The sequence below is a fragment of the Serratia sp. ME47 genome, assembly GCF_903970925.1.
Taxonomy (GTDB): Bacteria; Pseudomonadota; Gammaproteobacteria; order Enterobacterales; family Enterobacteriaceae; genus Serratia; species Serratia ureilytica.
In genome coordinates this window covers 70,393-93,605 of sequence record NZ_CAJCKE010000014.1, presented here as the reverse complement: position 1 = coordinate 93,605, position 23,213 = coordinate 70,393, and the positions used below count along the sequence as shown (strand labels likewise).

The following is a 23,213-nucleotide window of genomic DNA, read 5'->3' as shown; positions in this document are numbered from 1 at the left end:
GCGCAAGTTCTCAGGCAAAGTTACGCTTCTCGCCGTCACCGGCGACGTTGCTCACACAGCGGCCGCAGATGTCTGCATGCTCCGCTACCAGGCCGATATCGGTGGTGTAATGCCAGCAGCGCGGGCACTTCTCACCTGGCGCCGTGCTGAAGGCGATCTTCAGCCCTTTCAGCAGCTCGGAGGCCTGCGCGTCGGCCGGCGCCTCCGCCAATGGCGCAACGCTTGCCGCGGAGGTCAGCAGCACAAAGCGCAGCTCATCCTGCAGGCTGTTCAGACGCGCCGCCAACTCGCTGTCGGCATACAGCGTCACCGCCGCTTCCAGCGAACCGCCGAGGCGTTTGTCCGCACGCGCCTGCTCCAGCACCTTGTTCACTTCGCCGCGCACTTTCAGCAGCTCAGCCCAGAAAGCGTCGTTCATCGGCTCGCCTTCCGCCAGCCCGAACAGGCCGTCGTACCACTCTTCGGTGAACACGTACTGCGCGCGTTTGCCCGGCATGAAGCCCCAGATCTCGTCTGCGGTGAACGACATGATCGGCGCCATCCAGCGCACCAGCGCTTCGACGATGTGATACAGCGCGGTCTGGCAGCTGCGGCGGGCGACGCTGTCGCTCTTGGCGGTATACTGACGATCCTTGATGATATCCAGGTAGAAGGAGCCCATCTCGACCGAACAGAACTGCATCAGGCGCTGCACCACTTCGTGGAAATCGTAGTTGGCATAAGCCTGCTCGATATCCTGCTGCGCCGCCAGCGCGCGGCCGACCGCCCAGCGATCCAGCACCACCATGTCTTCCGGCGCCACGCAATCGGTGCTTGGCTCGAACCCGTTCAGGTTGGCCAGCAGGAAGCGCGCGGTGTTGCGGATGCGGCGGTAAGAGTCGGCGGAACGCTTGAGGATCTCGTCGGACACCGCGATCTCGCCGGTGTAATCGGTCGACGCCACCCACAGACGCAGAATGTCGCCGCCCAACTTGTTCATCACGTCCTGCGGGCTGACGGTGTTGCCGATCGACTTGGACATCTTGCGGCCCTGGCCGTCGACGGTGAAGCCGTGGGTCAGCACTTCCTTGTACGGCGCCTTGCCCTTCATCGCGGTGGAAATCATCAGCGATGACATGAACCAGCCGCGGTGTTGGTCGGAGCCTTCCAGATACATGTCGGCGCCGTGGCCGTTGAATTCAGGACGCACGTCGACAACGGAGGCGTGGGTAGAACCGGAATCGAACCACACGTCCAGCGTATCCGGCACTTTCACGTAGTCGGCGGCTTCCGCGCCGAGGATGTCGGCCGCGTCCAGATCCCACCAGGCCTGAATGCCGTCTTGCTCAACGCGCTTGGCCACTTCTTCCATCAGCTCAACGGTGCGCGGGTGCAGCTGCTCGGTCTCTTTGTGCACGAACAGCGACATCGGCACGCCCCAGGTGCGCTGACGCGAGATGCACCAGTCCGGGCGGTTGGCCACCATCATCTCGATGCGCGCCTGGCCCCAATCCGGGATCCACTGCACGCCCTTGATCTCTTCCAGCGACTGCTGACGCAGGCCTTTCTGATCCATGCTGATGAACCATTGCGGCGTGGCGCGGAAGATGATTGGCGTCTTGTGGCGCCAGCAGCATGGATAGCTGTGCAGGAACTTCTCGACGTGCAGCAGCGCGCCTTTCTCGCGCAGCAGATCGACGATCAGATCGTTGGCCTTGAAGACGAACTTGCCGTCCAGCAGCGGGTAGGTGCCGGTCAGGTAGCAGCCGTTCGGCCCTACCGGGTTGGCCACTTCCAGGCCGTATTTCTGGCCGATCACGAAGTCGTCCGGGCCGTGACCCGGCGCTGTGTGCACCGCACCGGTACCGGCGTCCAGGGTCACATGCTCGCCGAGGATTGCCGGCACGTCGAAGTCCATGAACGGGTGTTTGAAGCGCAGCAGCTCCAGATCGGCGCCTTTGCAGCTGCCCAGCACCGTCCACTCGGTGATGCCGGCGCGTTTCATCACGCTTTCCACCAGTTCGGCCGCCAGGATCAGGCACTGGCCGTCAACCTGCACCAGTTGATAGGTGAAGTCCGGGTGCAGAGAGATCGCGCGGTTAGCCGGCAAGGTCCACGGCGTGGTGGTCCAGATAACCAGCGAAATGGCGCCGTTGAAGTGGCTCACGCCGAACTTGGCCGCCACGGCAGCCGCGTCGGCCGCATGGAAGGACACGTCGATCGACGGCGAAGTCTTGTCGTAATACTCCACTTCCGCTTCCGCCAGCGACGAGCCGCAGTCGGTGCACCAGTGAACCGGCTTGGCGCCTTTCAGCAGGTGGCCGTTGCTGATGATCTTGCCCAGCGCGCGGATGATGTTGGCTTCGGTTTTGAAGTCCATGGTCAGGTATGGACGATCCCAGTCGCCCAGCACGCCCAGGCGGATGAAGTCCTTCTTCTGGCCTTCAACCTGCTCGGCCGCGTATTCGCGGCACTTCTGGCGGAACTCGGCCGCCGTCAGCTTCTCGCCCGGTTTGCCGTACAGCTGCTCAACCTTCAGTTCGATAGGCAGGCCGTGGCAATCCCAACCCGGCACATAAGGCGAGTCGAAGCCGGCCATCCCTTTCGACTTGATGATAATGTCTTTGAGAATCTTGTTAACCGAGTGACCAATGTGAATGCTGCCGTTCGCATACGGAGGGCCGTCATGCAAAATGAAGGTTTTTTTGCCCTTTTTGGCAGTACGAATAATCCCGTACAGATCCTGTTCATACCAACGTTGCAGCATGCCAGGCTCGCGCTTGGCGAGATCGCCGCGCATCGGGAACCCTGTTTCCGGCAAGTTCAGGGTATTCTTGTAGTCACTCATGAGATTCTCGTTTCCGTTTTCGGCTATTTACCCGTCACACTTCAAGCTGCATCTTTGTCGGCCGCCCTTTCTCACCCGAATCACTTGCCTGTGCAAGCTCATCGGGGTTCGCGCGGTTGCCGCCGCGATGCAACTCGAATTGTTTAGGGTAAACGATTAAACCAGTGTTTTTAACCCGAAGAACTTCCGGGCCGTCACCACATCATTGGCGATTTGCTGCTTCAGGGCATCGAGCGAAGCAAACCGTTGTTCATTGCGCAATTTTGCGCGGAGCACCACCTCAATATGGCGCCCGTAAAGATCCATTGTGACATCCAGCAGATGCACTTCCAGCTGCTGGCGCACGCCGGCGACGGTCGGGCGCGTGCCGATGTTGGCCACGCCCGGCAGCGGCTGCGGCCCCAGGCCGTACACCTCCACCGCATACACCCCTTTCACCGGCGCCACCAGGCGCTTGAGCGGCAGGTTGGCGGTCGGGAAGCCGATGGTGCGGCCCAGCTCATCGCCGTGCACCACGCGCCCGGAGATGCTGTACGGGTGGCCCAACAGGGTCTCCGCCAGCGGCAGATCGTCCTCGCTCAGCGCAGTGCGGATCGCCGTACTGCTGATGCGCCGGTCGCCTTCGCGGAAGGTCGGGGTGCTGACCACGTCGAAGCCGTACTCTTTTCCGGCCTGCTGCAATAGCGGAAAATCGCCCTGACGCCCGGCGCCAAAGCGAAAATCATCCCCCACCATCAGGAATTTGACGCCGAGCTTCTCCACCAGCAGCTCGGCGACGAACGCCTGCGCGGTGTTGGCGGCCAAACGCGGATCGAACTTGACGCACAGCAGGTAATCAACGCCCGCCTGCGCCAGATAGTTGGCCTTATCGCGCAGGCGCGTCAAACGGGCCGGCGCCTTGTCTGCGGCGAACATCTCCAGCGGCTGCGGCTCAAAGATCATGACCATCACCGGCAGCCCGAGGCGTTGCCCTTGTTGCTTCAACTGCTCCAGCAGCGCCTGATGACCGCGGTGTACGCCGTCAAAGTTGCCGATGGTGAGCACGCAACCATGGTGGCGCGCCCGGATATTGTGAATGCCGCGAATTAGCTCCATAGCTGGCTCAAAACAGTGGAAATCGGCGGATTATACCTTGTACAGCCGGTAAGGTTAACCCGCGATTGGTGCCTTTATGTAATAGACATACCATACCGGAGATAATCTGCGCGTGAAACGGCTTCACCGCAGTTTATCCCGCGCCGCCGGGCCGATTCTCGACCGCGGCCAACGGCTTGCGCCCGCCGCGGCAAATCATTGGCGAATTTTCTCGCGAAACACTGTATTCCCAAGAGCGAAGCTGGTAAAATCCTGCGCCATCACAACGTAGCGAGTGCCGCCTGTACAAACGGCGCTTATTTGCACAAATCCATTGACAAACGAAGGCTAAAAGGGCATATTCCTCGGCCTTTGAATTGTCCTCAATAGAATATATTTGGGAGTTGGACCTTGGCTAATATCAAATCAGCTAAGAAACGCGCCGTACAGTCTGAGAAACGCCGCAAGCATAACGCAAGCCGTCGCTCAATGGTGCGTACCTTCATCAAGAAGGTAGACGCAGCTATCGCAGCTGGCGACAAAGAAGCAGCACAAAATGCATTCCTGGTAATGCAGCCACTGGTGGACCGTCAGGCAGCTAAAGGCCTGATCCACAAAAACAAAGCAGCGCGTCATAAGTCAAACCTGACTGCACGCATCAACGCAATGCAATAAGCATTTCGTTATCTGCTTGATAAAAAAACCGGCTCAGGCCGGTTTTTTTACGCCCTGCGTTCAGTGAACCGCTAGCAGGAAAACAGCGCCGAGAAGTCTTTGTTGCACACCCGCTGCACCGCCGGATGCTGGATCATGCGCTCGGCGAAAATAATGTAATACTCCTCCTGCACGCTGTCGATGCGCCCAATCTCCACCACGTTGTCATCGTTGTAGGTATCCTGCGCATACAGCGTCGGCGCCACGAAAATCGCGTTGTGGTACATGCCGAAGGCCTTCATCAGCGCCGCATCGTCGAACTCGCCCAAGATCTCCACCTGAATGCCCTGCGTATTGAACCAGTTAAGCAGCTTGCGCCCCAGCATCGAGCGGCGGCCGGGGATCAGCAACTTGCGCTGCTCCAGACAGGCCGGGAACGGCAACTCCGGCGCCGGCTGGCGGCAGAAGAAGCTGATGCCGCACTCGCCCAGCTTCAGCGAGAACAGCCCTTCCTGCTGGCTGGAGTCCACCGGGCAATCCGACAGGATCATATCCAGCTTGTGCTGGCTGAGCTGCTCCAGCAGCATCTCGTGCGTCGATTCAAAACAACGCAGGTGGATCTGCTCGTTGTCCACCACCACCGCCGTTTCCAATACCTGGCTGACCAGCCGCTTCGACAACGCATCCGCCACGCCGACGTCGAACAGCAGGTTCGACTCTTTGCGGTAGTTGACGATATCCAGCATTTCCTGGCTGAGCATAAACATCTTGTCGGCATAGCGGAACACCAACTGCCCCAGCTCCGAAGGCACCAACCCGCGCCCCTGGCGTTTGAACAACTTGCCGTCCAACCGCTCTTCCAGCGCCTTGATCTGGCCGGTGATGGTCTGCGGCGTCAGAAACAACGCTTCAGCGGCGCCGACCACGGAACCGGCCTTGCAGACCTGCCAGAAATAGTAAAGGTGATTAAAGTTGATATGCGACATCCTCACGAGCGGCTCTCCTTAACAACGTTTCGCAGCGGCAAACGGTGTGCCGTGACGAGCGACAAACTTCCTTTCCCTGCTTCAGACAACGTATAGCCCCATTAGTCCCAACGAAGAACGGCCGAAGCTGCACATATTTTATACCGTACAGCTCCGACCAGCCATTTTATTATGTGCCCTTACCGGGCACATTCAGGATTAACGCACGCGCGGCAACGCCAGACGCAGCAATCCATACCCTACCACCGCCGCAGCCGTGGAGCCCAACAGGATCCCCAGGCGGGAATAGGTGCTGAGCGCCACATCCGCCTCGCCGAACGCCAGCGAGGCGATAAAAATCGACATGGTGAAACCAATGCCGCAGAGCACCGAAACGGCAAATACCTGTTTGAAGCCGATGCCTTCAGGCAAACGGGCGATGCCTATTTTCACCGCCAGCAGGCTGAAGAGGAAAATCCCCAGCGGCTTGCCGATAAACAAGCCAGCCGCAATCCCAACCGGCAACAGCGACGTCAATCCTTCCAGCGACACGCCCTGCAAAGAGACCCCGGCGTTGGCGAAAGCGAACAGCGGCAGGATCATAAACGCGACCCAAGGGTGCAGCTCATGCTCCAGCGTTTCCGACGGCGATGGCCCCTTCTTCACGTTCAGCGGGATCATAAAGCCGACGATCACCCCGGCCAGCGTCGCGTGCACCCCGGACTTGAGGATCGCCACCCACAACACCAGGCCAACCATCATGTACAGCGAAGTTTTGCCCACGCCACGCCAGTTCATCACCGCCAGCAGCACCGTCGCGGCCGCCGCCACGCCCAGCGCCACCATCGACACTTCGTGGGTGTAGAACAGCGCGATGATGATGATCACGCCCAGGTCGTCGATGATCGCCAGCGCCAACAGGAACACTTTCAGGCTGGTCGGCACGCGGTTGCCCAGCAAGGCCATGACGCCCAGCGCAAAGGCGATGTCGGTCGCGGCCGGGATCGCCCAGCCCTGGCGGGTAACTTCATCTGCGCCGTTGAACAACAGGTAAATCAGCGCCGGCGCCAGCATGCCGCCCAGCGCAGCGATCGCCGGAAACACCGCCTTGTCACGCCCGGACAGCGAGCCTTGCATCAGCTCGCGCTTGACCTCGAGCCCCACCACCAGGAAGAAGATGGCCATCAGCCCGTCGTTGATCCACAGCAGCAGCGGCTTGGCGATCTCCAGCGAAGCTACCTTCACCATCACCGGCAGGTTAAGGAATGCCTGGTAGATCCCCTGCGCCGGGCTGTTGGCCATGATCAGGGCGACGATCGCCGCCGCGATCAGGATGATGCCGCCCGCGGCTTCCTGACGTAAAAATTGACGAATGATGTTGGTCACAATACGTCTCTCCAAATCTGAGCAAGGCGTAGCGCCCTGCGAAGCACAGTCATGAAGTGAGTATAGAGGGCGTTTTAGCTCGAAAAAATAAGTTTATAAATGCTAAACAGCTCGAAAAAACCGATTAAAAGCACGAATAAGTCACATTTATATAAGGGATTAGCGGTTTGGCGCGCAAATAAAAACCCCGGGACAGTAGCCCGGGGTTCGCGCATAAGCTAACAGAAACAGAAGGTTAGCGAGTCAGATCGTCAAAGAACTTTTTCACCCCGTCGAAGAAGCTCTTCGAACGCGGGCTGTTCTTGTCGCCGGACGGGCCGCCCAGGCTCTCTTCCAGCTCACGCAACAGCTGCTTCTGTTTGTCGTTCAGATTGACCGGGGTTTCCACCACCACGCGGCACAGCAGGTCGCCCTGGCTGCCGCCGCGCACCGATTTCACGCCCTTGCCGCGCATGCGGAACAGCTTGCCGGTTTGGGTCTCCGAAGGCACCTTCAGTTTCACCCGGCCATCCAGCGTCGGCACTTCAATCTCGCCGCCCAGCGCCGCCATGGCAAAGTTGATCGGCACTTCGCAGTACAGGTTGTTGCCTTCACGCTCGAAGATCGGGTGCGCCTTCACCTGCACCTGAACGTACAGATCGCCCGCCGGTGCGCCGTGCTCGCCGGCTTCGCCTTCACCCGCCAGGCGGATGCGATCGCCGGTATCCACGCCGGCCGGAATTTTCACCGACAGCGTTTTGGATTTTTCTACCCGGCCGTGGCCATGGCATTTGTTGCACGGATCTTTGATGATCTGACCGCGGCCATGGCAATGCGGACACGCCTGCTGCACGGTGAAGAAGCCCTGACGCATCTGCACCTGGCCCTGACCATGACAGGTTGGGCAGGTGACCGGCGAACTGCCCGGCTTGGCGCCGCTGCCGTGGCAGACGTCGCACTCTTCCAGCGTCGGGATGCGGATCTCTTTGGTGACGCCACGTACCGCTTCCTCGAGGGTCAGCTCCATGTTATAGCGCAGATCGGAACCGCGGCTGGCGCGCTGACGGCGGCCTCCGCCGAAGATGTCGCCAAACACGTCGCCAAAGATATCGCTGAAGTCGGCGCCGCCGCCAAAGCCGCCGCCGCCCATGCCGCCCTGTTCAAAGGCCGCGTGCCCGTACTGATCGTAAGCCGCGCGTTTCTGGTCGTCGGTCAGGACTTCGTAAGCTTCTTTAACTTCTTTAAACTTGGTTTCGGCGTCTTGTTCCTGGTTGCGGTCAGGATGGTATTTCATCGCCAGGCGTTTGTACGCCTTTTTGATCTCACGTTCATCCGCCGTCTTGCTGACGCCGAGAATCTCGTAATAGTCTTTCTTCGCCATTCTTTCGCTTACCCTTAACATGCGTGCACGGGCGCAGAGTTGCCTCGACGCCCGTGCTGGTTTCCGGGAGCGGCATCTCCGCCGCCCCGTGCCCGCTTAAGGGCGATTATTTTTTGTCTTTAACTTCTTCGAACTCGGCGTCAACCACGTCGTCTTCTTTCTGCGCCGCGTTGTCCGCGCCGGCGTCAGCACCCTGCTGAGCCTGCTGCGCCTGAGCCATTTCCAGCAGCTTGCCGGAAACCTGCACCAACGCCTGGGTCTTCGCTTCGATCTCGGCTTTGTCTTCGCCTTTCACCGCCGCTTCCAGATCTTTCAGCGCCGCTTCGATCGCCGTTTTGTCTTCCGCCGGCAGTTTGTCGCCCGCTTCTTCCAGCTGTTTGCGCGTGCCGTGGATCAGGTGATCCGCCTGGTTGCGAGTCTGTACCAGCTCTTCGAACTTGCGGTCAGCTTCAGCGTTCAGCTCGGCGTCGCGCACCATTTTCTGGATTTCGTCCTCGTTCAGGCCAGAAGACGCCTTGATGGTGATCTTCTGCTCACGACCGGTGTTCTTGTCTTTGGCAGACACGTGCAGAATGCCGTCGGCATCGATGTCGAAGGTGACTTCGATCTGCGCCATGCCGCGCGGTGCCGCCTGGATGCCGTCCAGGTTGAACTGGCCCAGAGATTTGTTATCGCTGGCGCGCTTACGCTCACCCTGCAGCACGTGGATGGTGACCGCAGACTGGTTGTCTTCCGCAGTAGAGAACACCTGGCTGTGCTTGGTCGGGATCGTGGTGTTTTTGGTGATCAGCGGCGTCATCACGCTGCCCATGGTTTCGATACCCAGCGACAGCGGGGTAACGTCCAGCAGCAGAACGTCTTTCACATCACCGGCCAACACGCCGCCCTGTACCGCAGCGCCCACGGCAACCGCTTCGTCCGGGTTCACGTCTTTACGCGGCTCTTTGCCGAAGAAGTCTGCGACTTTCTTCTGCACCATTGGCATACGGGTCTGGCCACCCACCAGGATCACGTCCTGGATGTCGGAAACCGACAGGCCTGCGTCTTTCAGCGCCACTTTCAGCGGCTCGATGGAGCGCGCCACCAAATCTTCAACCAGCGACTCGAGTTTGGCGCGAGTCACTTTGATGTTCATGTGTTTTGGACCGGTCGCGTCTGCCGTGATGTACGGCAGGTTAACGTCGGTCTGCTGAGCGGAAGACAGTTCAATCTTCGCTTTCTCGGCGGCTTCTTTCAGACGCTGCATCGCCAGCGGATCGTTGCGCAGATCGATGCCCTGATCTTTCTTGAACTCTTCCACCAGGTAGTTGATCAGACGGCTGTCGAAGTCTTCGCCGCCCAGGTGGGTGTCACCGTTGGTCGCCAGCACTTCGAAGGTTTTTTCGCCGTCAACGTCGTCGATTTCGATGATGGAGATATCGAAAGTACCGCCGCCCAGGTCATAAACCGCGATGGTGCGGTTGCCGACTTCTTTGTCCAGGCCGTAGGCCAGCGCCGCCGCGGTCGGTTCGTTGATGATGCGCTTGACTTCCAGACCCGCGATGCGGCCGGCGTCTTTAGTCGCCTGACGCTGGGCGTCGTTGAAGTAAGCCGGTACGGTGATAACCGCTTCAGTTACCGGTTCGCCCAGGTAATCTTCCGCCGTTTTCTTCATTTTCTTCAGCACTTCCGCAGAGATCTGCGGCGGAGCCATTTTCTGGCCTTTCACTTCCAGCCAGGCGTCGCCGTTGTCGGCTTCGATGATTTTGTAAGGCATGATCGCTTTGTCGCGCTGCGCTTCTTCATCCTGGAAGCGGCGGCCGATCAGGCGCTTGATGGCGAACAGGGTGTTTTCAGGGTTGGTCACTGCCTGACGCTTAGCCGGCTGGCCAACCAGAGTTTCACCGTCCTGGGTATATGCGATAATAGAAGGAGTGGTGCGGTCGCCCTCGGCGTTTTCCAGCACGCGTGCCTTGGCACCATCCATAATTGCTACGCAAGAGTTGGTAGTACCCAGGTCGATACCAATAATTTTGCCCATCTAAACGTCTCCACTAAAAAATTCATAAGTCAGTCAGGTTGCTAACCTATATGCGGGCGATTTTTTGCTTTTCAACTGCCCGATATCTCAGTGCGACCCGCGGTTAGCAGCTGCGGTTGCAAATAAGATGGGGCCATCCAGCTCGGCATCAAGGGGCAAAGCAAAAAAAATTTCTTTTTTTATCGTCATTCAGATCATTGTTTCCGGCTGCGGGGATCATTATGATGCGCGCGCTCTGATGGAAAACTTCGATTTTTTGGCCATTCAGACCATTTATGATTTTACTTCGCTGTTTCCGTTAATTTTCTGTTATCGCAGAGGACTTATGCACACCAACAAGTTGGCGAATCCCGGCCCTCTCGGCCTGATGGGCTTCGGGATGACCACCGTCTTGCTGAACCTGCACAACGCGGGCTTTTTCCCACTGAACTCAGCCATCATCAGCATGGGGATTTTCTTCGGTGGCCTGGCCCAGATCCTGGCCGGTCTGCTGGAGTACAAGAAGGGCAACACCTTTGGTATGACCGCATTCACCGCCTACGGCAGCTTCTGGCTGAGCCTGGTCGGCCTGCTGCTGCTGCCGCGTTTGGGCCTGGCGGAAGCCACCGAGGCGCACGTGTTGGGCATCTACCTGGCGCTGTGGGGCGTCTTCACCCTGTTCATGTTCTTCGGCACCCTGGGCGCCAACCGCGTGCTGCAGTTCGTGTTCGCCAGCCTGACGCTGCTGTTCGCCCTGCTGGCCGTCGGCAACATCACCGGCAACCACGCGCTGCTGACCTTCGCCGGTTATGAGGGCATCATCTGCGGCGCCAGCGCCATCTACCTGGCGATGGCCGAAGTGCTCAACGAGCAATACGGCCGCACCGTGCTGCCGATTGGCGAACCGGCCTCGGCCCGCGTCGCGGCATCGCCGGTCACGGCGTAATCGCCCGCCCCTGACGAAAAAGCCCTGCAATGCAGGGCTTTTTTTTAGCTGTAGGAACCGGCTCGCCGCTCGCCGGCTTCGCTGTTCAGGTCGCGATGCAGGTAGACACCGAGCAGCAGCCCGATTAGCGACAGCGCCAGCACATAGTAAGCGGGCGCTAACGGGGTTAATTTCATGATCAGCGTCACAAAAATAGGGGTTAAACCGCCAAAAATAGCGTACGAGACGTTATATGAGAACGAGATGCCGGTAAACCGCACTTCCGCCGGGAAAGCCCGCACCATCACGTACGGCACGGCCCCCACCACGCCTACGCTGAAACCCACCAACGCATAGCAGGCGAACAGCATTTCCGGGCGCACGCCCACCGTCTGATAGAACAGCCAGCTGCAGCCGGCCAGCAGCAAACTGCCGACCACCAGCGTTTTGCTGGCGCCGAAGCGATCGGCCGACAAACCGGCGACGATGCAGCCGGCGATCAGCATGATGGTGGCGATGCTGTTGGCCTGCAGCGTCAGGGCCGGCGCAATGCCGAACTGTTTTTGCAGATAGGTCGGGGTCATCAGGATCACCACCACGATACCGGCGGAGAGCAGCCAGGTCAGCAGCATCGACACCGCCACTTCCCGTTTGTGGTTGAGCACCACCGATTTCAGCGGCAGCTCCTCGGCCAGTGCTTTGCGCGCCTGCATCTCGATGAAGATCGGCGTTTCCTGCAGCCAGCGGCGCAGGTACATCGCCACCAGGCCGAACATGCCGCCAAGCAGGAATGGAATGCGCCAGCCGCCGCCGGCAATGCTCTGCGGGCTAAGCGTGGTGTTGATCACCGTCGCCACCACCGATCCCAGCAGGATGCCCACCGTCAGCCCGGCGGTCAGCATGCCGCAGGCGAAACCAATGCGCCGGCGCGGCACGTGTTCGGCGACGAAGACCCAGGCGCCCGGCACCTCACCGCCGATCGCCGCCCCCTGCAGCACGCGCATCAGCAGCAGCAACAGCGGCGCGGCGATGCCGATGCTGGCGTAGGTCGGCAGCAGGCCCATCGCCAGCGTCGGCAACGCCATCAGCAGAATGCTCAGGGTAAACATCTTTTTGCGGCCGACCAAATCGCCGAAGTGCGCCATCACGATGCCGCCCAGCGGGCGGGCCAGATAGCCGGCGGCGAAAATGCCGAAGGTTTGCACCAGCCGCAGCCATTCCGGCATGTCCGCCGGGAAGAACAGATCGCCGACCACGGCGGCGAAGAACACGAAGATGATGAAGTCGTAAAACTCCAACGCGCCGCCCAACGCGGCCAACGTCAGCGTTTTGTAGTCTTGCCGGTTCAGCCGGCGATTAGTGTCGTGAGGCATAGGGCACCGTCGGTAAAGGCTGTAAAAATAAAAGCCGCAGGCTTTCTGTAAAAGAATCCTTACTATAGCGGCAAATTATTTTCACACCAAACGGGCTGAAGCCGATCTCGCAGATTACTGAAATTTAGAGGTTTATCTCGCGACGCGCGCTCTTTGGCCGAAATGCTGCTACCACTGCGGCATGCGTTTCGACATAAGGCCCGTCGAGCAACTGAATGCAATAAGGCACGCTGGCGAAGATGCCGTGCACCACCGCATTGCCCTGCTCGTCCTTCACCCCTTCCAGCGTTTCCTTGATCGACTTTGGCTGGCCGGGCAGATTGATGATCAGCGCCTGCTTGCGGATCGCCCCCACCTGGCGAGAAAGAATTGCCGTTGGCACATAGTGTAGGCTGATCTGACGCATTTGCTCGCCGAAACCGGGCATCACGCGATCGGCGATCGCCAGAGTGGCGTCGGGGGTGACGTCGCGACGCGCCGGCCCGGTGCCGCCGGTGGTCAGCACCAGATGGCAGCCCATTTCGTCCACCAGCTCACACAGCGTTTGTTCAATTTGCGTCTGCTCATCGGGGATCAGCCGGGTTTCCAGCTTGAACGGCGTCGCCAGCGCGCCGGCCAGCCATTCCTCCAGCGCCGGAATGCCTTTATCCTGGTAAACGCCGCCGGAAGCGCGGTCAGAAACGGAAACCAAACCAATACGTAAAATATCCATGCGTAACCTCTACAGCCTGATGGGGTCCGAACGGGTTCGTCTCCCGTTCTGTTGTCATTGCCGAGAGTATAAGGGCTTCCCCCGCCGGCGGGAGCGTCGGGCATAAAAAAAGGTGGCCTGAGCCACCTTTTTACTGCGCGATCTGCGGGAATTACAGCAGGTCGGCGATCATTTTTTCCAGTTTGCCCTGGTCTACGGCGAACTTGCGGATGCCGTCGGTCAGTTTCTCGACCGCCATCGGATCCTGGTTGTGCTGCCAGTAGAACTCAGGTTCGGTCAGTGCGGCAGGACGCGCCTTCACTTCACCGGTGTAAGACAGTTTGCGCTCCAGCGCGCCTTCGCTCTCCGCCAGCTCTTTCAGCAGCGCAGGGGCGATGGTCAGGCGGTCGCAGCCGGCCAGCTCGATGATTTCGCCAACGTTGCGGAAGCTGGCGCCCATCACTACGGTGTTGTAACCGTGTTGTTTGTAGTACTGGTAAATCTCGGTCACGGAGATCACGCCCGGATCTTCGTGCGGCGCGAACTCTTTCTTGTCGCCGTTGGCTTTGTACCAATCGAGGATACGGCCGACGAACGGCGAGATCAGGTAAACGCCGGCTTCGGCGCAGGCGCGAGCCTGAGCGAAGGAGAACAGCAGCGTCAGGTTACAGTTGATGCCTTCTTTCTCCAGCTGCTCCGCCGCGCGGATGCCCTGCCAGGTCGAGGCCAGTTTGATCAGAATGCGATCGTTGCTGATGCCGGCTTCGTTGTACAGCTTGATCAGGCGCTTGGCCTTGGCCACGCTGGCGACGGTGTCGTAAGACAGACGCGCGTCAACCTCGGTGGAGATGCGGCCCGGAACCAGTTTGAGGATCTCCAGACCGATGTTGACCGCCAGCTTGTCGGCGGCGTCGGCGATCTGCTGCTCGCGATCGCTGCTCTGGCCGCGCGCCCAGGCGATGGCTTCGTCAATCAGTTTGCGGTATTCAGGAATTTGGGCTGCATTGAGGATCAGCGAAGGGTTGGTTGTGGCGTCCTGCGGTTGATACAGCTTCATTGCCGCGATATCACCCGTATCTGCAACCACTGTAGTCAGCTGGCGCAGGGAAGTTAATTTGTCGGTCATGTTGGCATTATCTCATCGTTTGTGCATGAACTTTTGGCATTGTTCAACCATGCCCTGCCCTGATAATAACATGCGCCAAGCCCGGCGCAAGGCTGGAAAACCGCGGCGCGCAAGCATCTGTTTTATCCTTGGGCGAGCAACCGTTTACGCCGATATCTTTCGCCATTACCGAGCGGATGGAAAGGCAATAACGTGCTATTGCCCGAATAAATTATGTTAAATTCGAAAAAATTGATGCAATTCGTCCGCCAATCTGCGAAAAATCTTAATCGCCTGACGCCGGACCGATTCCAGCTAAGCTCTTGTAAAAAATAGGCCAATATTTCTCACCTGCGGTGGATGCTGCCAGGTGCGCATGACATTTCGATAAGGAGGAGGGATCCCTTGACGGACCTGATGAATTTTATAAACAACATTTTGTGGGGGTCGGTGCTGATTTATCTGCTGCTCGGCACCGGCATTTACTTCACGCTGCGCACCCGTTTTATCCAGCTCCGCCACTTCAGCCACATGTTCTCGGTGTTGAAAAACAGCAATAAAAGCGACAGCGCCGGCATCTCCTCTTTCCAGGCGCTGTGCACCACGCTGGCGGCGCGCGTCGGCACCGGCAACCTGACCGGCGTCGCCATTGCCCTGACCGCCGGCGGCCCCGGCGCCATCTTCTGGATGTGGGTGGTGGCGTTTATCGGCATGGCCACGTCATTTGTGGAGAGCTCGCTGGCTCAGCTCTACAAAACCAAAGACGACAACGGCAACTACCGCGGCGGCCCAGCCTATTACATGGAAAAGGGACTCGGCATGCGCTGGATGGGCGTGCTGTTCTCCATTTTCCTGATCATCGCTTTCGGCCTGGTGTTCAACGCCGTACAGGCCAACTCCATCGCGCAGGCCTCCGCCGTCGCCTTCCATTTACAGCCGCTGCACGTCGGTATTGGCCTGGTGCTGCTGAGCGGCGTGGTGATCTTCGGCGGCATCCGCTCCATCGCCAAAGTGGCCGAGCTGGTGGTGCCGCTGATGGCCGGCGCCTACCTGCTGCTGGCTCTCTGGGTGATTGGCCATAACATCGAGCACATGCCGGCGATCCTGACGCTGATCTTCAAAAGCGCCTTCGGCCTGCAGGAAGCCGCGGCCGGCGCCGTCGGTTACGGTATCTCCCAGGCGATGACCCAGGGCGTGCAGCGCGGCCTGTTCTCCAATGAAGCCGGCATGGGATCGGCGCCCAACGCGGCGGCGTCCGCCTCGCCTTATCCGCCGCATCCCGCTTCACAGGGCTACGTGCAGATGCTCGGGGTATTTATCGACACCATCGTCATCTGCAGCGCCACCGCGGCGATCATCCTCTCTTCCGGCATTCTCGATCAGCCGACCGACAGCATCAGCGGCATCGATCTGACCCAGCGCGCGCTGTCGACCGCCGTCGGCAGTTGGGGGACTCCGTTCGTCGCCATCGCCATCTTCTTCTTCGCCTTTACGTCGATCATCGCCAACTACGCTTATGCCGAGAGCAACCTGGTGTTCCTCGAGCACAACCACCCAGGCGGCCTGTTGATTTTCCGCTGCGTGGCGCTGGGCATGGTGATGTTCGGCGCGCTGGCGGAGCTGCCGCTGGTGTGGAAAATGGCGGATACCTCCATGGCGCTGATGGCGATCACCAACCTGACGGCTATCTTGCTGCTGTCGCGGGTCGCGCTGAAGCTGGCCGACGACTACCATCGCCAGCGCCGCCTGGGCAAGCTGCCGACCTTCGACGCCAACCGTTACCCGGAGCTGAAATCGCAGCTGGAGCCGGGCGTGTGGGACGACAAGCAGCCGCCGCGCTGAGTATTCCGGGGCGCGTGCGATGCGCGCCCCGCCTATTGGACCGATAGCCCCTTTTTCCCGCGCTTTTTGCTACAGTATGCGCACTTGGATAAACAGGATCTGGCCATGCTCGTTATTATTTCACCTGCAAAAACGCTCGATTACGACAGCCCGCTGGCGACAAAACGCTTCACGCAGCCCGAACTGCTGAACAAGTCTAAGCAGCTTATCAACATTTGCCGCGAGCTGACGCCGGCGCAAATCGCCAGCCTGATGAGCATCAGCGACAAGCTGGCCGGGCTGAACGCCGCGCGCTTTAGCGAATGGCAACCGACATTTACCCCGGACAACGCCCGTCAGGCGCTGCTGGCGTTCAAGGGCGACGTATATACCGGCCTGCAGGCGCAGGACTTCAACGAAGCCGATTTCGACTTCGCCCAGCAGCATCTGCGCATGCTGTCCGGCCTGTATGGCGTACTGCGCCCGCTCGATCTGATGATGCCGTACCGGCTGGAGATGGGCATCAAGCTGGAAAACCCGAAGGGCAAAGATCTGTACAGCTTCTGGGGCGATCAGATCACCAAAAAGCTCAACGAAGCGCTGGAGCAACAGGGCGACGACGTGGTGGTCAACCTGGCGTCAGACGAGTATTTCAAAGCGGTGAAGCCGGCCAAGCTGCACGGCTCGCTGATCAAACCGGTGTTCCTCGACGAGAAGAACGGCAAGTTCAAGGTCATCAGCTTCTACGCCAAGAAAGCGCGCGGGTTGATGAGCCGCTTTATCATCAAAAACCGCCTGACGCGCAGCGAGCAGCTGGCGGACTTCAACCTGGAAGGCTACGCCTTCGACGAAGCCGCTTCGCAAGGCAATGAACTGGTGTTCAAACGCCCGGAGCAGGCATAAAAAAAAGCCGTCGCAAGACGGCTTTTCGCATTTTACCCTGCCGAACTTCAGGCCGGCAGCCCCATCAGGAACTTGCGCAGCTCGCCGAAGTTGGCCGGCAGCGTGTACGACAGCAACGGCAGCTCAGCCCGCAGCGCCAGCGCTTTCGGCAACGGCAGCTCTTGGCCGAGTATCGCTTCCACACTCTCTTTAAACTTGGCCGGATGCGCGGTGCCGAGGAACAGGCCGAACTCCCCTTCCTGCAATTGGTCACGCAGCGCACGGTAGGCGATGGCCGCGTGCGGTTCGGAGATATAGCCCAGCTCGGCCAGCTCACGCATCGTGTCTTTGGTGGTCTCGTCGCTGACCGCCGCGTGACCCAGCTCTTTCAACTGCCAGACCTTGCGACGGAACAGCTCTTCCACGCGCGGCCAGTTGTTCGGCTGGCTGACGTCCATGGCGTTGGACAGCGTCGCGACCGTAGCGTGCGGCTGCCACTGGCCGCTGGTCAGGAAGCGCGGCACGGTGTCGTTGGCGTTGGTGGCGGCGATGAAGCGCTTCACCGGCAGGCCCAGCGATTTGGCCAGCAGCCCGGCGGTCAGATCGCCGAAGTTGCCGCTCGGCACCGAAATCACCAGTTGATTGCGCGCTTCCTGCGGCAGCTGCGCCACCGCTTCGAAGTAGTAGCAAATCTGCGCCAGCAAACGGCTGATGTTAATCGAGTTGGCCGAGTTCAGGTGCAGCGCGTCTTTCAATTCCTGATCGTCGAACGCCTGCTTCACCAGCGCCTGACAAGCATCGAAGTCACCGTCGATCGCCACGGTGTGAATGTTGCCGCCCAGGGTGCAGAACAGCTTTTCCTGCAGCGGGCTGATTTTGCCCTGCGGATACAGGATCACCACCCGCACGTTTTTCAGGCCGTAGAAGGCGTGCGCCACGGCGGCGCCGGTGTCGCCGGAGGTGGCGGTCAGAATGGTCACCGGCTGCTCGCCGGCCACTTCCGCCAGCATCTGCGCCATAAAGCGGCCGCCGAAGTCTTTGAACGCCAGCGTCGGGCCGTGGAACAGCTCCAGGCAGGAGACGTCATCGGTCACTTTCGCCACCGGCGCCGGGAACTCAAAGGCGGCCTGCACGCGTTTCTTCAGCGCCGCTTCCGGCACCTCTTCGCCGATAAAGGCCGACAGAATGCGGCTGCTGCGGGTGACAAAATCCTGTTCCAGCAGGTGGTCGATTTCGGTCAGTTCGAACTCCGGCAGCTCCAGCGGGAAGAACAGCCCCTGTTGCTTGCCCAGGCCTTGTTTGATCGCCTGCGCGAAGCTGACCTGCTCGTTGTGATCCTTAAGGTTGTACAGTTTCATGCGTTATCCCAGTAGTCGAGCGCCTGCGGTATCCAGACGGCAAATATGAACAAAACCTTCGTCGTTTTGCAGATAGTGTTGTTGCAGCCAGGCGGCCATGCGTTGCGCGGTGGCGCCGTCGTTGCAGACGGCGAACAGCGTCGGGCCAGAGCCGGAGATGCCGCAGGCCAACGCGCCGATCTCCTGCGCCGCCTTGCGCGCTTCGGCGAAGCCCGGCAGCAGCCGGGTGCGGTACGGTTCGGCGATCACGTCCTGCATCAATTTGGCGGCCAGCTGCGGCTGCCGGGTATGGCAGGCGTGAATAAAGCCGGCCAGATAGCGGCCATGGCTGATGCAATCCTGACGACGGTATTGTGCGGGTAAAATGGCGCGCGCTTCGGCGGTGGACACTTTGATGCCCGGATAGGCCATAACCCACAGCCAGTCGTCAAAGCACGGCACCTCCTGGCTGATAATGCCTTCTTCTTCCAGCATCAGCTGCAGGCCGCCCAGATAGCAAGGCGCCACGTTGTCGTAATGCACGCTGCCGGAAATGCGCCCTTCCAGCTCGCCCATCAGGCCGAGCAGCGTCGTCTTATCCAACGGGCGATCGCAGAATTCGTTCATCGCCATCAGCCCGGCGACCACCGAACAGGCGCTGGAACCCAGCCCCGATCCGATCGGCATGTTCTTTTCCAAACGCATCGCCACCGGCACTTCGCGGCCGATCTCCTGGCAGAAGCGCTCCCAGCATTGATAAACGATGTTCTCTTTCGGCTCGGCCGGCAGCTTACTGACGAAGCGCCCGGCATTCTGCAAACTGAACGTCTCGGCGGCTTCGACGCTGACGCAGTCGCCCAGCAGCGTGCCGTCGATCGGCGAAACCGCCGCGCCCAGCACGTCGAAACCGACGCTGACGTTGCCGATCGAGGCCGGTGCATACACCTTAACCATATTAAACTCCCAACTTCCATGACAGTGTGCGCAGCAGATCGGCGAATACGCCCGCTGCAGTCACATCGTTACCGGCGCCGTAGCCGCGCAGCACCAGCGGCAACGGCTGATAGTAGCGGCTGTAGAAGGCCAGCGCGTTCTCGCCGTTCTTCACTTTATACAACGGATCGTTGCCGTCCACCGCCTCAATGCGCACCTTGCAGCGCCCTTCGTCGATCAGGCCGACATAGCGCAGCACCTTGCCTTGCTCGGCGGCGTTGGCCACGTTGCGCGCGAACTCTTTATCCAGCTCCGGCAACCGCGCCAGGAAGGTGTCCACGTCGCCCGACGCGTCAAAGGACGGCGGCAGCACCGGCTCGACCTCGATATCGCTCAGTTCCAGTTTATAACCGGCCTCGCGCGCCAGGATCAGCAGCTTACGCGCCACATCCATCCCGGACAGATCGTCGCGCGGATCCGGCTCGGTGTAGCCGTTGGCCCGGGCCTGCAGGGTCGCCGCCGACAGCGACAGCCCTTCGTCCAGCTTGCCGAAGATAAAGGACAGCGAGCCGGACAGGATGCCGGAGAAACGTACCAGTTCATCACCGGCGTTCAGCAGATTTTGCAGGTTCTCAATCACCGGCAGACCGGCGCCGACGTTGGTGTCGTACAGGAACTTGCGATGCGAACCGGCGGCGGCCGCGCGCAGCTGCTGATAATAGTTCATCGACGAGGTGTTGGCCTTTTTGTTCGGCGTCACCACATGGAAGCCGTCCGCCAGGAAGTCCACGTACTGATCGGCCACCGCCTGACTGGAGGTACAGTCGACGATCACCGGGTTCAGCAGGTGATATTCCTTCACCAGCCGGATCAGACGACCGAGATTGAACGGCTCCTGCGCGCCGGCCAGCTCGTCGCGCCAGCTGTCCAGCGCGATGCCGTGCACATTGGTCAGCATCACGCGCGAGTTGGCGATGCCGCACACCCGCAGATCGATATGTTTTTGCTTCAGCCACGGCTGCTGGCGATAGATCTGCTCGATCAGCGCCCCGCCGACGCCGCCGACGCCGATGACGAACACTTCGATCACCTGATCGGTGTTGAACAGCATCTGGTGGCTGACGCGCACGCCGGTGGTGGCGGAATCATTGCTGACCACCACCGAAATGGAACGTTCGGAAGAACCTTGGGCGATGGCGACGATATTGATGTTGGCGCGCGCCAGCGCGGAGAAGAAGCGTGCGGAAATGCCGCGCAGGGTGCGCATGCCGTCGCCGACCACCGAGATGATCGCCAGGCGTTCCATCACGTCCAGCGGATCCAGCACGCCGTCTTTCAGCTCCAGATAGAACTCCTCTTCCAGCGCGCGACGAGCACGCTGCAGTTCACCCTGCGGCACACAGAAGCTGATGCTGTATTCGGAAGAGGATTGGGTGATCAGCACCACCGAAATGCCGGCGCGCGACATCACGGCGAAGACCCGTGCGGCCATGCCGACCATGCCTTTCATGCCCGGGCCGGAGACGTTGATCATCGCCATGTTGTTCAGGTTGGTGATGCCCTTCACCGGCATATCGGCATCGGTGCTGTCTTTGCCGATCAGCGTGCCGGGGGCCTGCGGGTTGGAGGTGTTTTTAATCAGGCAAGGGATTTGGAACTGGGCAATCGGAGTGATGGTGCGGGGGTGTAACACTTTGGCGCCGAAATAGGAAAGCTCCATCGCTTCCTGGTACGACATCGATTTCAGTAACCTGGCGTCCGGCACGGTGCGCGGATCGCAGGTATAAACGCCGTCGACGTCGGTCCAGATCTCGCAACAGTCGGCGCGCAGGCAGGCGGCCAGCACCGCGGCGGAATAGTCGGAGCCGTTGCGGCCCAGCACCACCAGCTCGCCCTTGTCATTACCGGCGGTGAAACCGGCCATCAGCACGATGTGATCGGCCGGGATCGCCGCGGCGGCGATGCGCAGCGTAGACTCGGCGATGTCCACGGTGGACTCCAGGTAGTGGCCCTGCGCCAGCAGTTTCTCCACCGGGTTAATCACCGTGACCGGATAGCCTTTGGCGCGGAACACCCCTTCCATGATGGCGATGGAGAGCTTTTCGCCGCGGCAGATGATCGCCGCATTCACGCTGTCCGGGCACTGCCCCAGCAGCGAGACGCCATGCAGCACCTGTTTGAGCTGCGCGAATTCCTGATCGACCACGCCTTTCAAACGATCGTATTCAAAGCCCGGCAGCGCCTGCGCCAGCCCGCTCAGCAGGTCGGCAAAGATCCGCTCGGCGTCGCTCATATTCGGCAGAATGTCCTGGCCCGCCACCGTTTTGTCGATCATCGCCACCAGATGGTTGGTGATCTTTGCGGGGGCGGACAAGACCGTGGCTACCTGTCCCTGACGCGCGTTACTCTCCATGATGTCGGCGACGCGCAGAAAACGTTCCGCATTCGCTACCGAGGTTCCGCCAAATTTCAGCACTCGCATTTGTGATCTCTCCGAATTTAAGCCGAAAAAAAAGCCCGCACTGATTAGGTGCGGGCTTTTTTCTGTGTTTCCTGTGCGCGTCAGCCCGCCCCGTTACCTGTGGTATCGGTGGTGGTAATAATTGTGGTAGTCAGGCTGATATTGCGCATGTTGTCTGTCTGTCTCATGAAATACTCTGTCCCCTCTATTGGTTAAAGCAATCGCTATCCCAAGTCAAACGATTTCTTTTTTTTGCTTATTTTCCGTTCAGCGGCGGTAATGCGCGATGCAACAGGTGAAAAGCAAAATGACAGAACAAAAAAACAACCTAAAGCCGGTTTAATAGTGGATCACACTGAGTAACCGCCTGCTGGAGCCGCTATCACTTGGCGAGTTTTTTTTCGATGTCGTGCAGCAGCGTATGCAGCATCGCCGTATCTCGCTGCGGCAACGCACCGAGGCGCTGGTGCAGCCAGTCGCGCAATTTTTGGTCATCGCCGACCTCCAGGGCATCCAACAAAGCATCGGCGCGGTGGCGCAACGCCCTGAGTTGCCCTTCAGGCGCCGCAGCCTCTTGCGGCGCGGCGTTGACGCCCATCAGGCTCGCCAACTGGTAGCAGTACACCATCACCGCCTGGCCCAGATTGAGCGACGGATAATCCGCCTGCATCGGCACGCCGGTCAGCAAATCCGCCAGCGCCAGCTCTTCGTTGGTCAGACCGGAATCCTCGCGGCCGAATACCAGCGCGGCCTGGCCGACCCACTGCTTACGCTCACTCAGCTGTTCCAGCAGCTCAGGCGGCGTGCAGTAGTAGTGAAAACGCGCGCGACTGCGGGCGGTGGTGGCGACGGTGAAATCCACATCCGCCAGCGCCTGTTCCAGCGTGGCGAACGTTTGCACGCCGTCGAGGATCTCGCCGGCCCCATGTGCCACCCAGCGCGCCGCCGGCTGCAGATGCGCCTCGCTGTCGACAATGCGCAACGAAGCGAAACCCATGGTTTTCATCGCGCGCGCCGCCGCGCCGACGTTTTCCGGCCGCGCCGGAGCCACTAGAACAATATGAATCTGCATCATTCTTCCACCGAAGGCGGGCCTGCATTTTTGACGATAGCGCAGCGCCCGCATGTATTTACAATTGCGTAACAATAAACGCGTTAATAGCAACAAACAAGATTAAACGGCTCGTTGAGCTAATAAACCTGTCGTAATAGTCATTATTCATGCTTATGTTTTACTGCATTTATTTATCAATGAGTTAAAAAAACGCGATGATCAATAAGCGAATAATTGTATCCTATCGGGCCGGATAATGCTGAATCGTTCACAGAATTTGAGGTTCTGTGACTTAAACTGGCATTTCTGTAAGTGTTTTTCACAAATCTGTTAACGTGCTACAATTGAATTTGATATATGTCAACA

Annotated in this window: 18 protein-coding genes and 1 other annotated feature; of the genes, 4 read left to right on the top strand and 14 right to left on the bottom strand. The window is 59.6% G+C overall.

Going from position 1 to position 23,213, the window contains the following annotated elements; genetic code table 11:
- Positions 1-10 precede the first annotated feature (10 nt).
- Both ileS and ribF read right to left on the bottom strand, forming a co-directional pair.
- On the bottom strand, positions 11-2,827 hold the full coding sequence (gene ileS / locus H7A77_RS15310) for an isoleucine--tRNA ligase (RefSeq protein WP_033641818.1): 2,817 nt from the start codon (positions 2,825-2,827) through the stop codon (positions 11-13).
- A gap of 156 nt (positions 2,828-2,983) precedes the next feature.
- On the bottom strand, positions 2,984-3,922 hold the full coding sequence (gene ribF / locus H7A77_RS15305; protein ID WP_182074374.1) for a bifunctional riboflavin kinase/FAD synthetase: 939 nt from the start codon (positions 3,920-3,922) through the stop codon (positions 2,984-2,986).
- Between the two features lie 390 nt (positions 3,923-4,312).
- Between ribF and rpsT the strand changes: the two genes are divergently transcribed.
- Complete coding sequence (rpsT, locus tag H7A77_RS15300; protein ID WP_004932960.1) at positions 4,313-4,576, top strand: 30S ribosomal protein S20; 264 nt, start codon at positions 4,313-4,315, stop codon at positions 4,574-4,576.
- A 71-nt stretch (positions 4,577-4,647) separates the two neighbouring features.
- Here rpsT and nhaR read toward each other — a convergent pair whose 3' ends face one another.
- From nhaR to dnaK, 4 genes are all read right to left on the bottom strand, one after another.
- A complete protein-coding gene (gene nhaR / locus H7A77_RS15295) occupies positions 4,648-5,547 on the bottom strand; it encodes a transcriptional activator NhaR (protein WP_004932962.1) in 900 nt (299 codons plus the stop codon).
- Positions 5,548-5,739: 192 nt separating this feature from the next.
- Complete coding sequence (gene nhaA, locus H7A77_RS15290) at positions 5,740-6,906, bottom strand: Na+/H+ antiporter NhaA (RefSeq protein ID WP_182074373.1); 1,167 nt, start codon at positions 6,904-6,906, stop codon at positions 5,740-5,742.
- 235 nt (positions 6,907-7,141) lie between these two features.
- Positions 7,142-8,266, bottom strand: coding sequence for a molecular chaperone DnaJ (gene dnaJ, locus H7A77_RS15285; RefSeq protein WP_004932969.1), 1,125 nt, complete (start codon positions 8,264-8,266; stop codon positions 7,142-7,144).
- 106 nt (positions 8,267-8,372) lie between these two features.
- The gene (gene dnaK, locus H7A77_RS15280) at positions 8,373-10,286 is read right to left on the bottom strand and encodes a molecular chaperone DnaK (RefSeq protein ID WP_033641815.1); all 1,914 of its coding nucleotides are present in this window, start codon (positions 10,284-10,286) and stop codon (positions 8,373-8,375) included.
- Positions 10,287-10,611: 325 nt separating this feature from the next.
- Here dnaK and satP point away from each other — a divergent pair, with 325 nt between their 5' ends.
- The gene (gene satP / locus H7A77_RS15275; protein WP_033644189.1) at positions 10,612-11,211 is read left to right on the top strand and encodes an acetate uptake transporter; all 600 of its coding nucleotides are present in this window, start codon (positions 10,612-10,614) and stop codon (positions 11,209-11,211) included.
- 44 nt (positions 11,212-11,255) lie between these two features.
- On the opposite strand, the gene H7A77_RS15270 is transcribed toward satP, so the two are convergent.
- The 3 genes from H7A77_RS15270 to tal form a co-directional block, all read right to left on the bottom strand.
- Positions 11,256-12,563, bottom strand: a complete 1,308-nt coding sequence (locus tag H7A77_RS15270) for an MFS transporter (protein ID WP_182074372.1) — start codon at positions 12,561-12,563, stop codon at positions 11,256-11,258.
- Between the two features lie 124 nt (positions 12,564-12,687).
- On the bottom strand, positions 12,688-13,275 hold the full coding sequence (gene mog / locus H7A77_RS15265) for a molybdopterin adenylyltransferase (RefSeq protein ID WP_015376607.1): 588 nt from the start codon (positions 13,273-13,275) through the stop codon (positions 12,688-12,690).
- Between the two features lie 151 nt (positions 13,276-13,426).
- Complete coding sequence (tal, locus tag H7A77_RS15260) at positions 13,427-14,380, bottom strand: transaldolase (RefSeq protein WP_004932982.1); 954 nt, start codon at positions 14,378-14,380, stop codon at positions 13,427-13,429.
- Positions 14,381-14,764: 384 nt separating this feature from the next.
- Here tal and H7A77_RS15255 point away from each other — a divergent pair, with 384 nt between their 5' ends.
- Positions 14,765-16,201, top strand: coding sequence for a sodium:alanine symporter family protein (locus H7A77_RS15255; protein ID WP_004932985.1), 1,437 nt, complete (start codon positions 14,765-14,767; stop codon positions 16,199-16,201).
- 105 nt (positions 16,202-16,306) lie between these two features.
- Positions 16,307-17,083: a peroxide stress protein YaaA gene (yaaA, locus tag H7A77_RS15250; RefSeq protein WP_033641813.1), complete on the top strand. Its 777-nt coding sequence runs from the start codon at positions 16,307-16,309 to the stop codon at positions 17,081-17,083.
- Positions 17,084-17,130: 47 nt separating this feature from the next.
- On the opposite strand, the gene thrC is transcribed toward yaaA, so the two are convergent.
- From thrC to H7A77_RS15225, 5 genes are all read right to left on the bottom strand, one after another.
- A complete protein-coding gene (gene thrC / locus H7A77_RS15245) occupies positions 17,131-18,420 on the bottom strand; it encodes a threonine synthase (RefSeq protein ID WP_182074371.1) in 1,290 nt (429 codons plus the stop codon).
- 3 nt (positions 18,421-18,423) lie between these two features.
- Complete coding sequence (gene thrB, locus H7A77_RS15240) at positions 18,424-19,353, bottom strand: homoserine kinase (protein WP_004932993.1); 930 nt, start codon at positions 19,351-19,353, stop codon at positions 18,424-18,426.
- Position 19,354: 1 nt separating this feature from the next.
- On the bottom strand, positions 19,355-21,814 hold the full coding sequence (gene thrA, locus H7A77_RS15235; RefSeq protein WP_089191166.1) for a bifunctional aspartate kinase/homoserine dehydrogenase I: 2,460 nt from the start codon (positions 21,812-21,814) through the stop codon (positions 19,355-19,357).
- A 24-nt stretch (positions 21,815-21,838) separates the two neighbouring features.
- Positions 21,839-21,956: a sequence feature (Thr leader region), on the bottom strand.
- Positions 21,895-21,963, bottom strand: coding sequence for a thr operon leader peptide (gene thrL / locus H7A77_RS15230; RefSeq protein ID WP_099785730.1), 69 nt, complete (start codon positions 21,961-21,963; stop codon positions 21,895-21,897). (Overlaps the previous feature by 62 nt.)
- A gap of 212 nt (positions 21,964-22,175) precedes the next feature.
- On the bottom strand, positions 22,176-22,865 hold the full coding sequence (locus tag H7A77_RS15225; protein ID WP_182074370.1) for a tRNA/rRNA methyltransferase: 690 nt from the start codon (positions 22,863-22,865) through the stop codon (positions 22,176-22,178).
- Positions 22,866-23,213 lie beyond the last annotated feature (348 nt).

What these genes read in the sequence shown, in the direction of transcription:
- tal (WP_004932982.1), bottom strand. Translation starts at nt 14,380, where the DNA reads ATGACCGACAAATTAACTTCCCTGCGCCAGCTGACTACAGTGGTTGCA.
- ileS (WP_033641818.1), bottom strand. Translation starts at nt 2,827, where the DNA reads ATGAGTGACTACAAGAATACCCTGAACTTGCCGGAAACAGGGTTCCCG.
- ribF (WP_182074374.1), bottom strand. Translation starts at nt 3,922, where the DNA reads ATGGAGCTAATTCGCGGCATTCACAATATCCGGGCGCGCCACCATGGT.
- dnaJ (WP_004932969.1), bottom strand. Translation starts at nt 8,266, where the DNA reads ATGGCGAAGAAAGACTATTACGAGATTCTCGGCGTCAGCAAGACGGCG.
- thrA (WP_089191166.1), bottom strand. Translation starts at nt 21,814, where the DNA reads ATGCGAGTGCTGAAATTTGGCGGAACCTCGGTAGCGAATGCGGAACGT.
- thrC (WP_182074371.1), bottom strand. Translation starts at nt 18,420, where the DNA reads ATGAAACTGTACAACCTTAAGGATCACAACGAGCAGGTCAGCTTCGCG.
- H7A77_RS15270 (WP_182074372.1), bottom strand. Translation starts at nt 12,563, where the DNA reads ATGCCTCACGACACTAATCGCCGGCTGAACCGGCAAGACTACAAAACG.
- yaaA (WP_033641813.1), top strand. Translation starts at nt 16,307, where the DNA reads ATGCTCGTTATTATTTCACCTGCAAAAACGCTCGATTACGACAGCCCG.
- mog (WP_015376607.1), bottom strand. Translation starts at nt 13,275, where the DNA reads ATGGATATTTTACGTATTGGTTTGGTTTCCGTTTCTGACCGCGCTTCC.
- satP (WP_033644189.1), top strand. Translation starts at nt 10,612, where the DNA reads ATGCACACCAACAAGTTGGCGAATCCCGGCCCTCTCGGCCTGATGGGC.
- thrB (WP_004932993.1), bottom strand. Translation starts at nt 19,353, where the DNA reads ATGGTTAAGGTGTATGCACCGGCCTCGATCGGCAACGTCAGCGTCGGT.
- dnaK (WP_033641815.1), bottom strand. Translation starts at nt 10,286, where the DNA reads ATGGGCAAAATTATTGGTATCGACCTGGGTACTACCAACTCTTGCGTA.
- H7A77_RS15225 (WP_182074370.1), bottom strand. Translation starts at nt 22,865, where the DNA reads ATGCAGATTCATATTGTTCTAGTGGCTCCGGCGCGGCCGGAAAACGTC.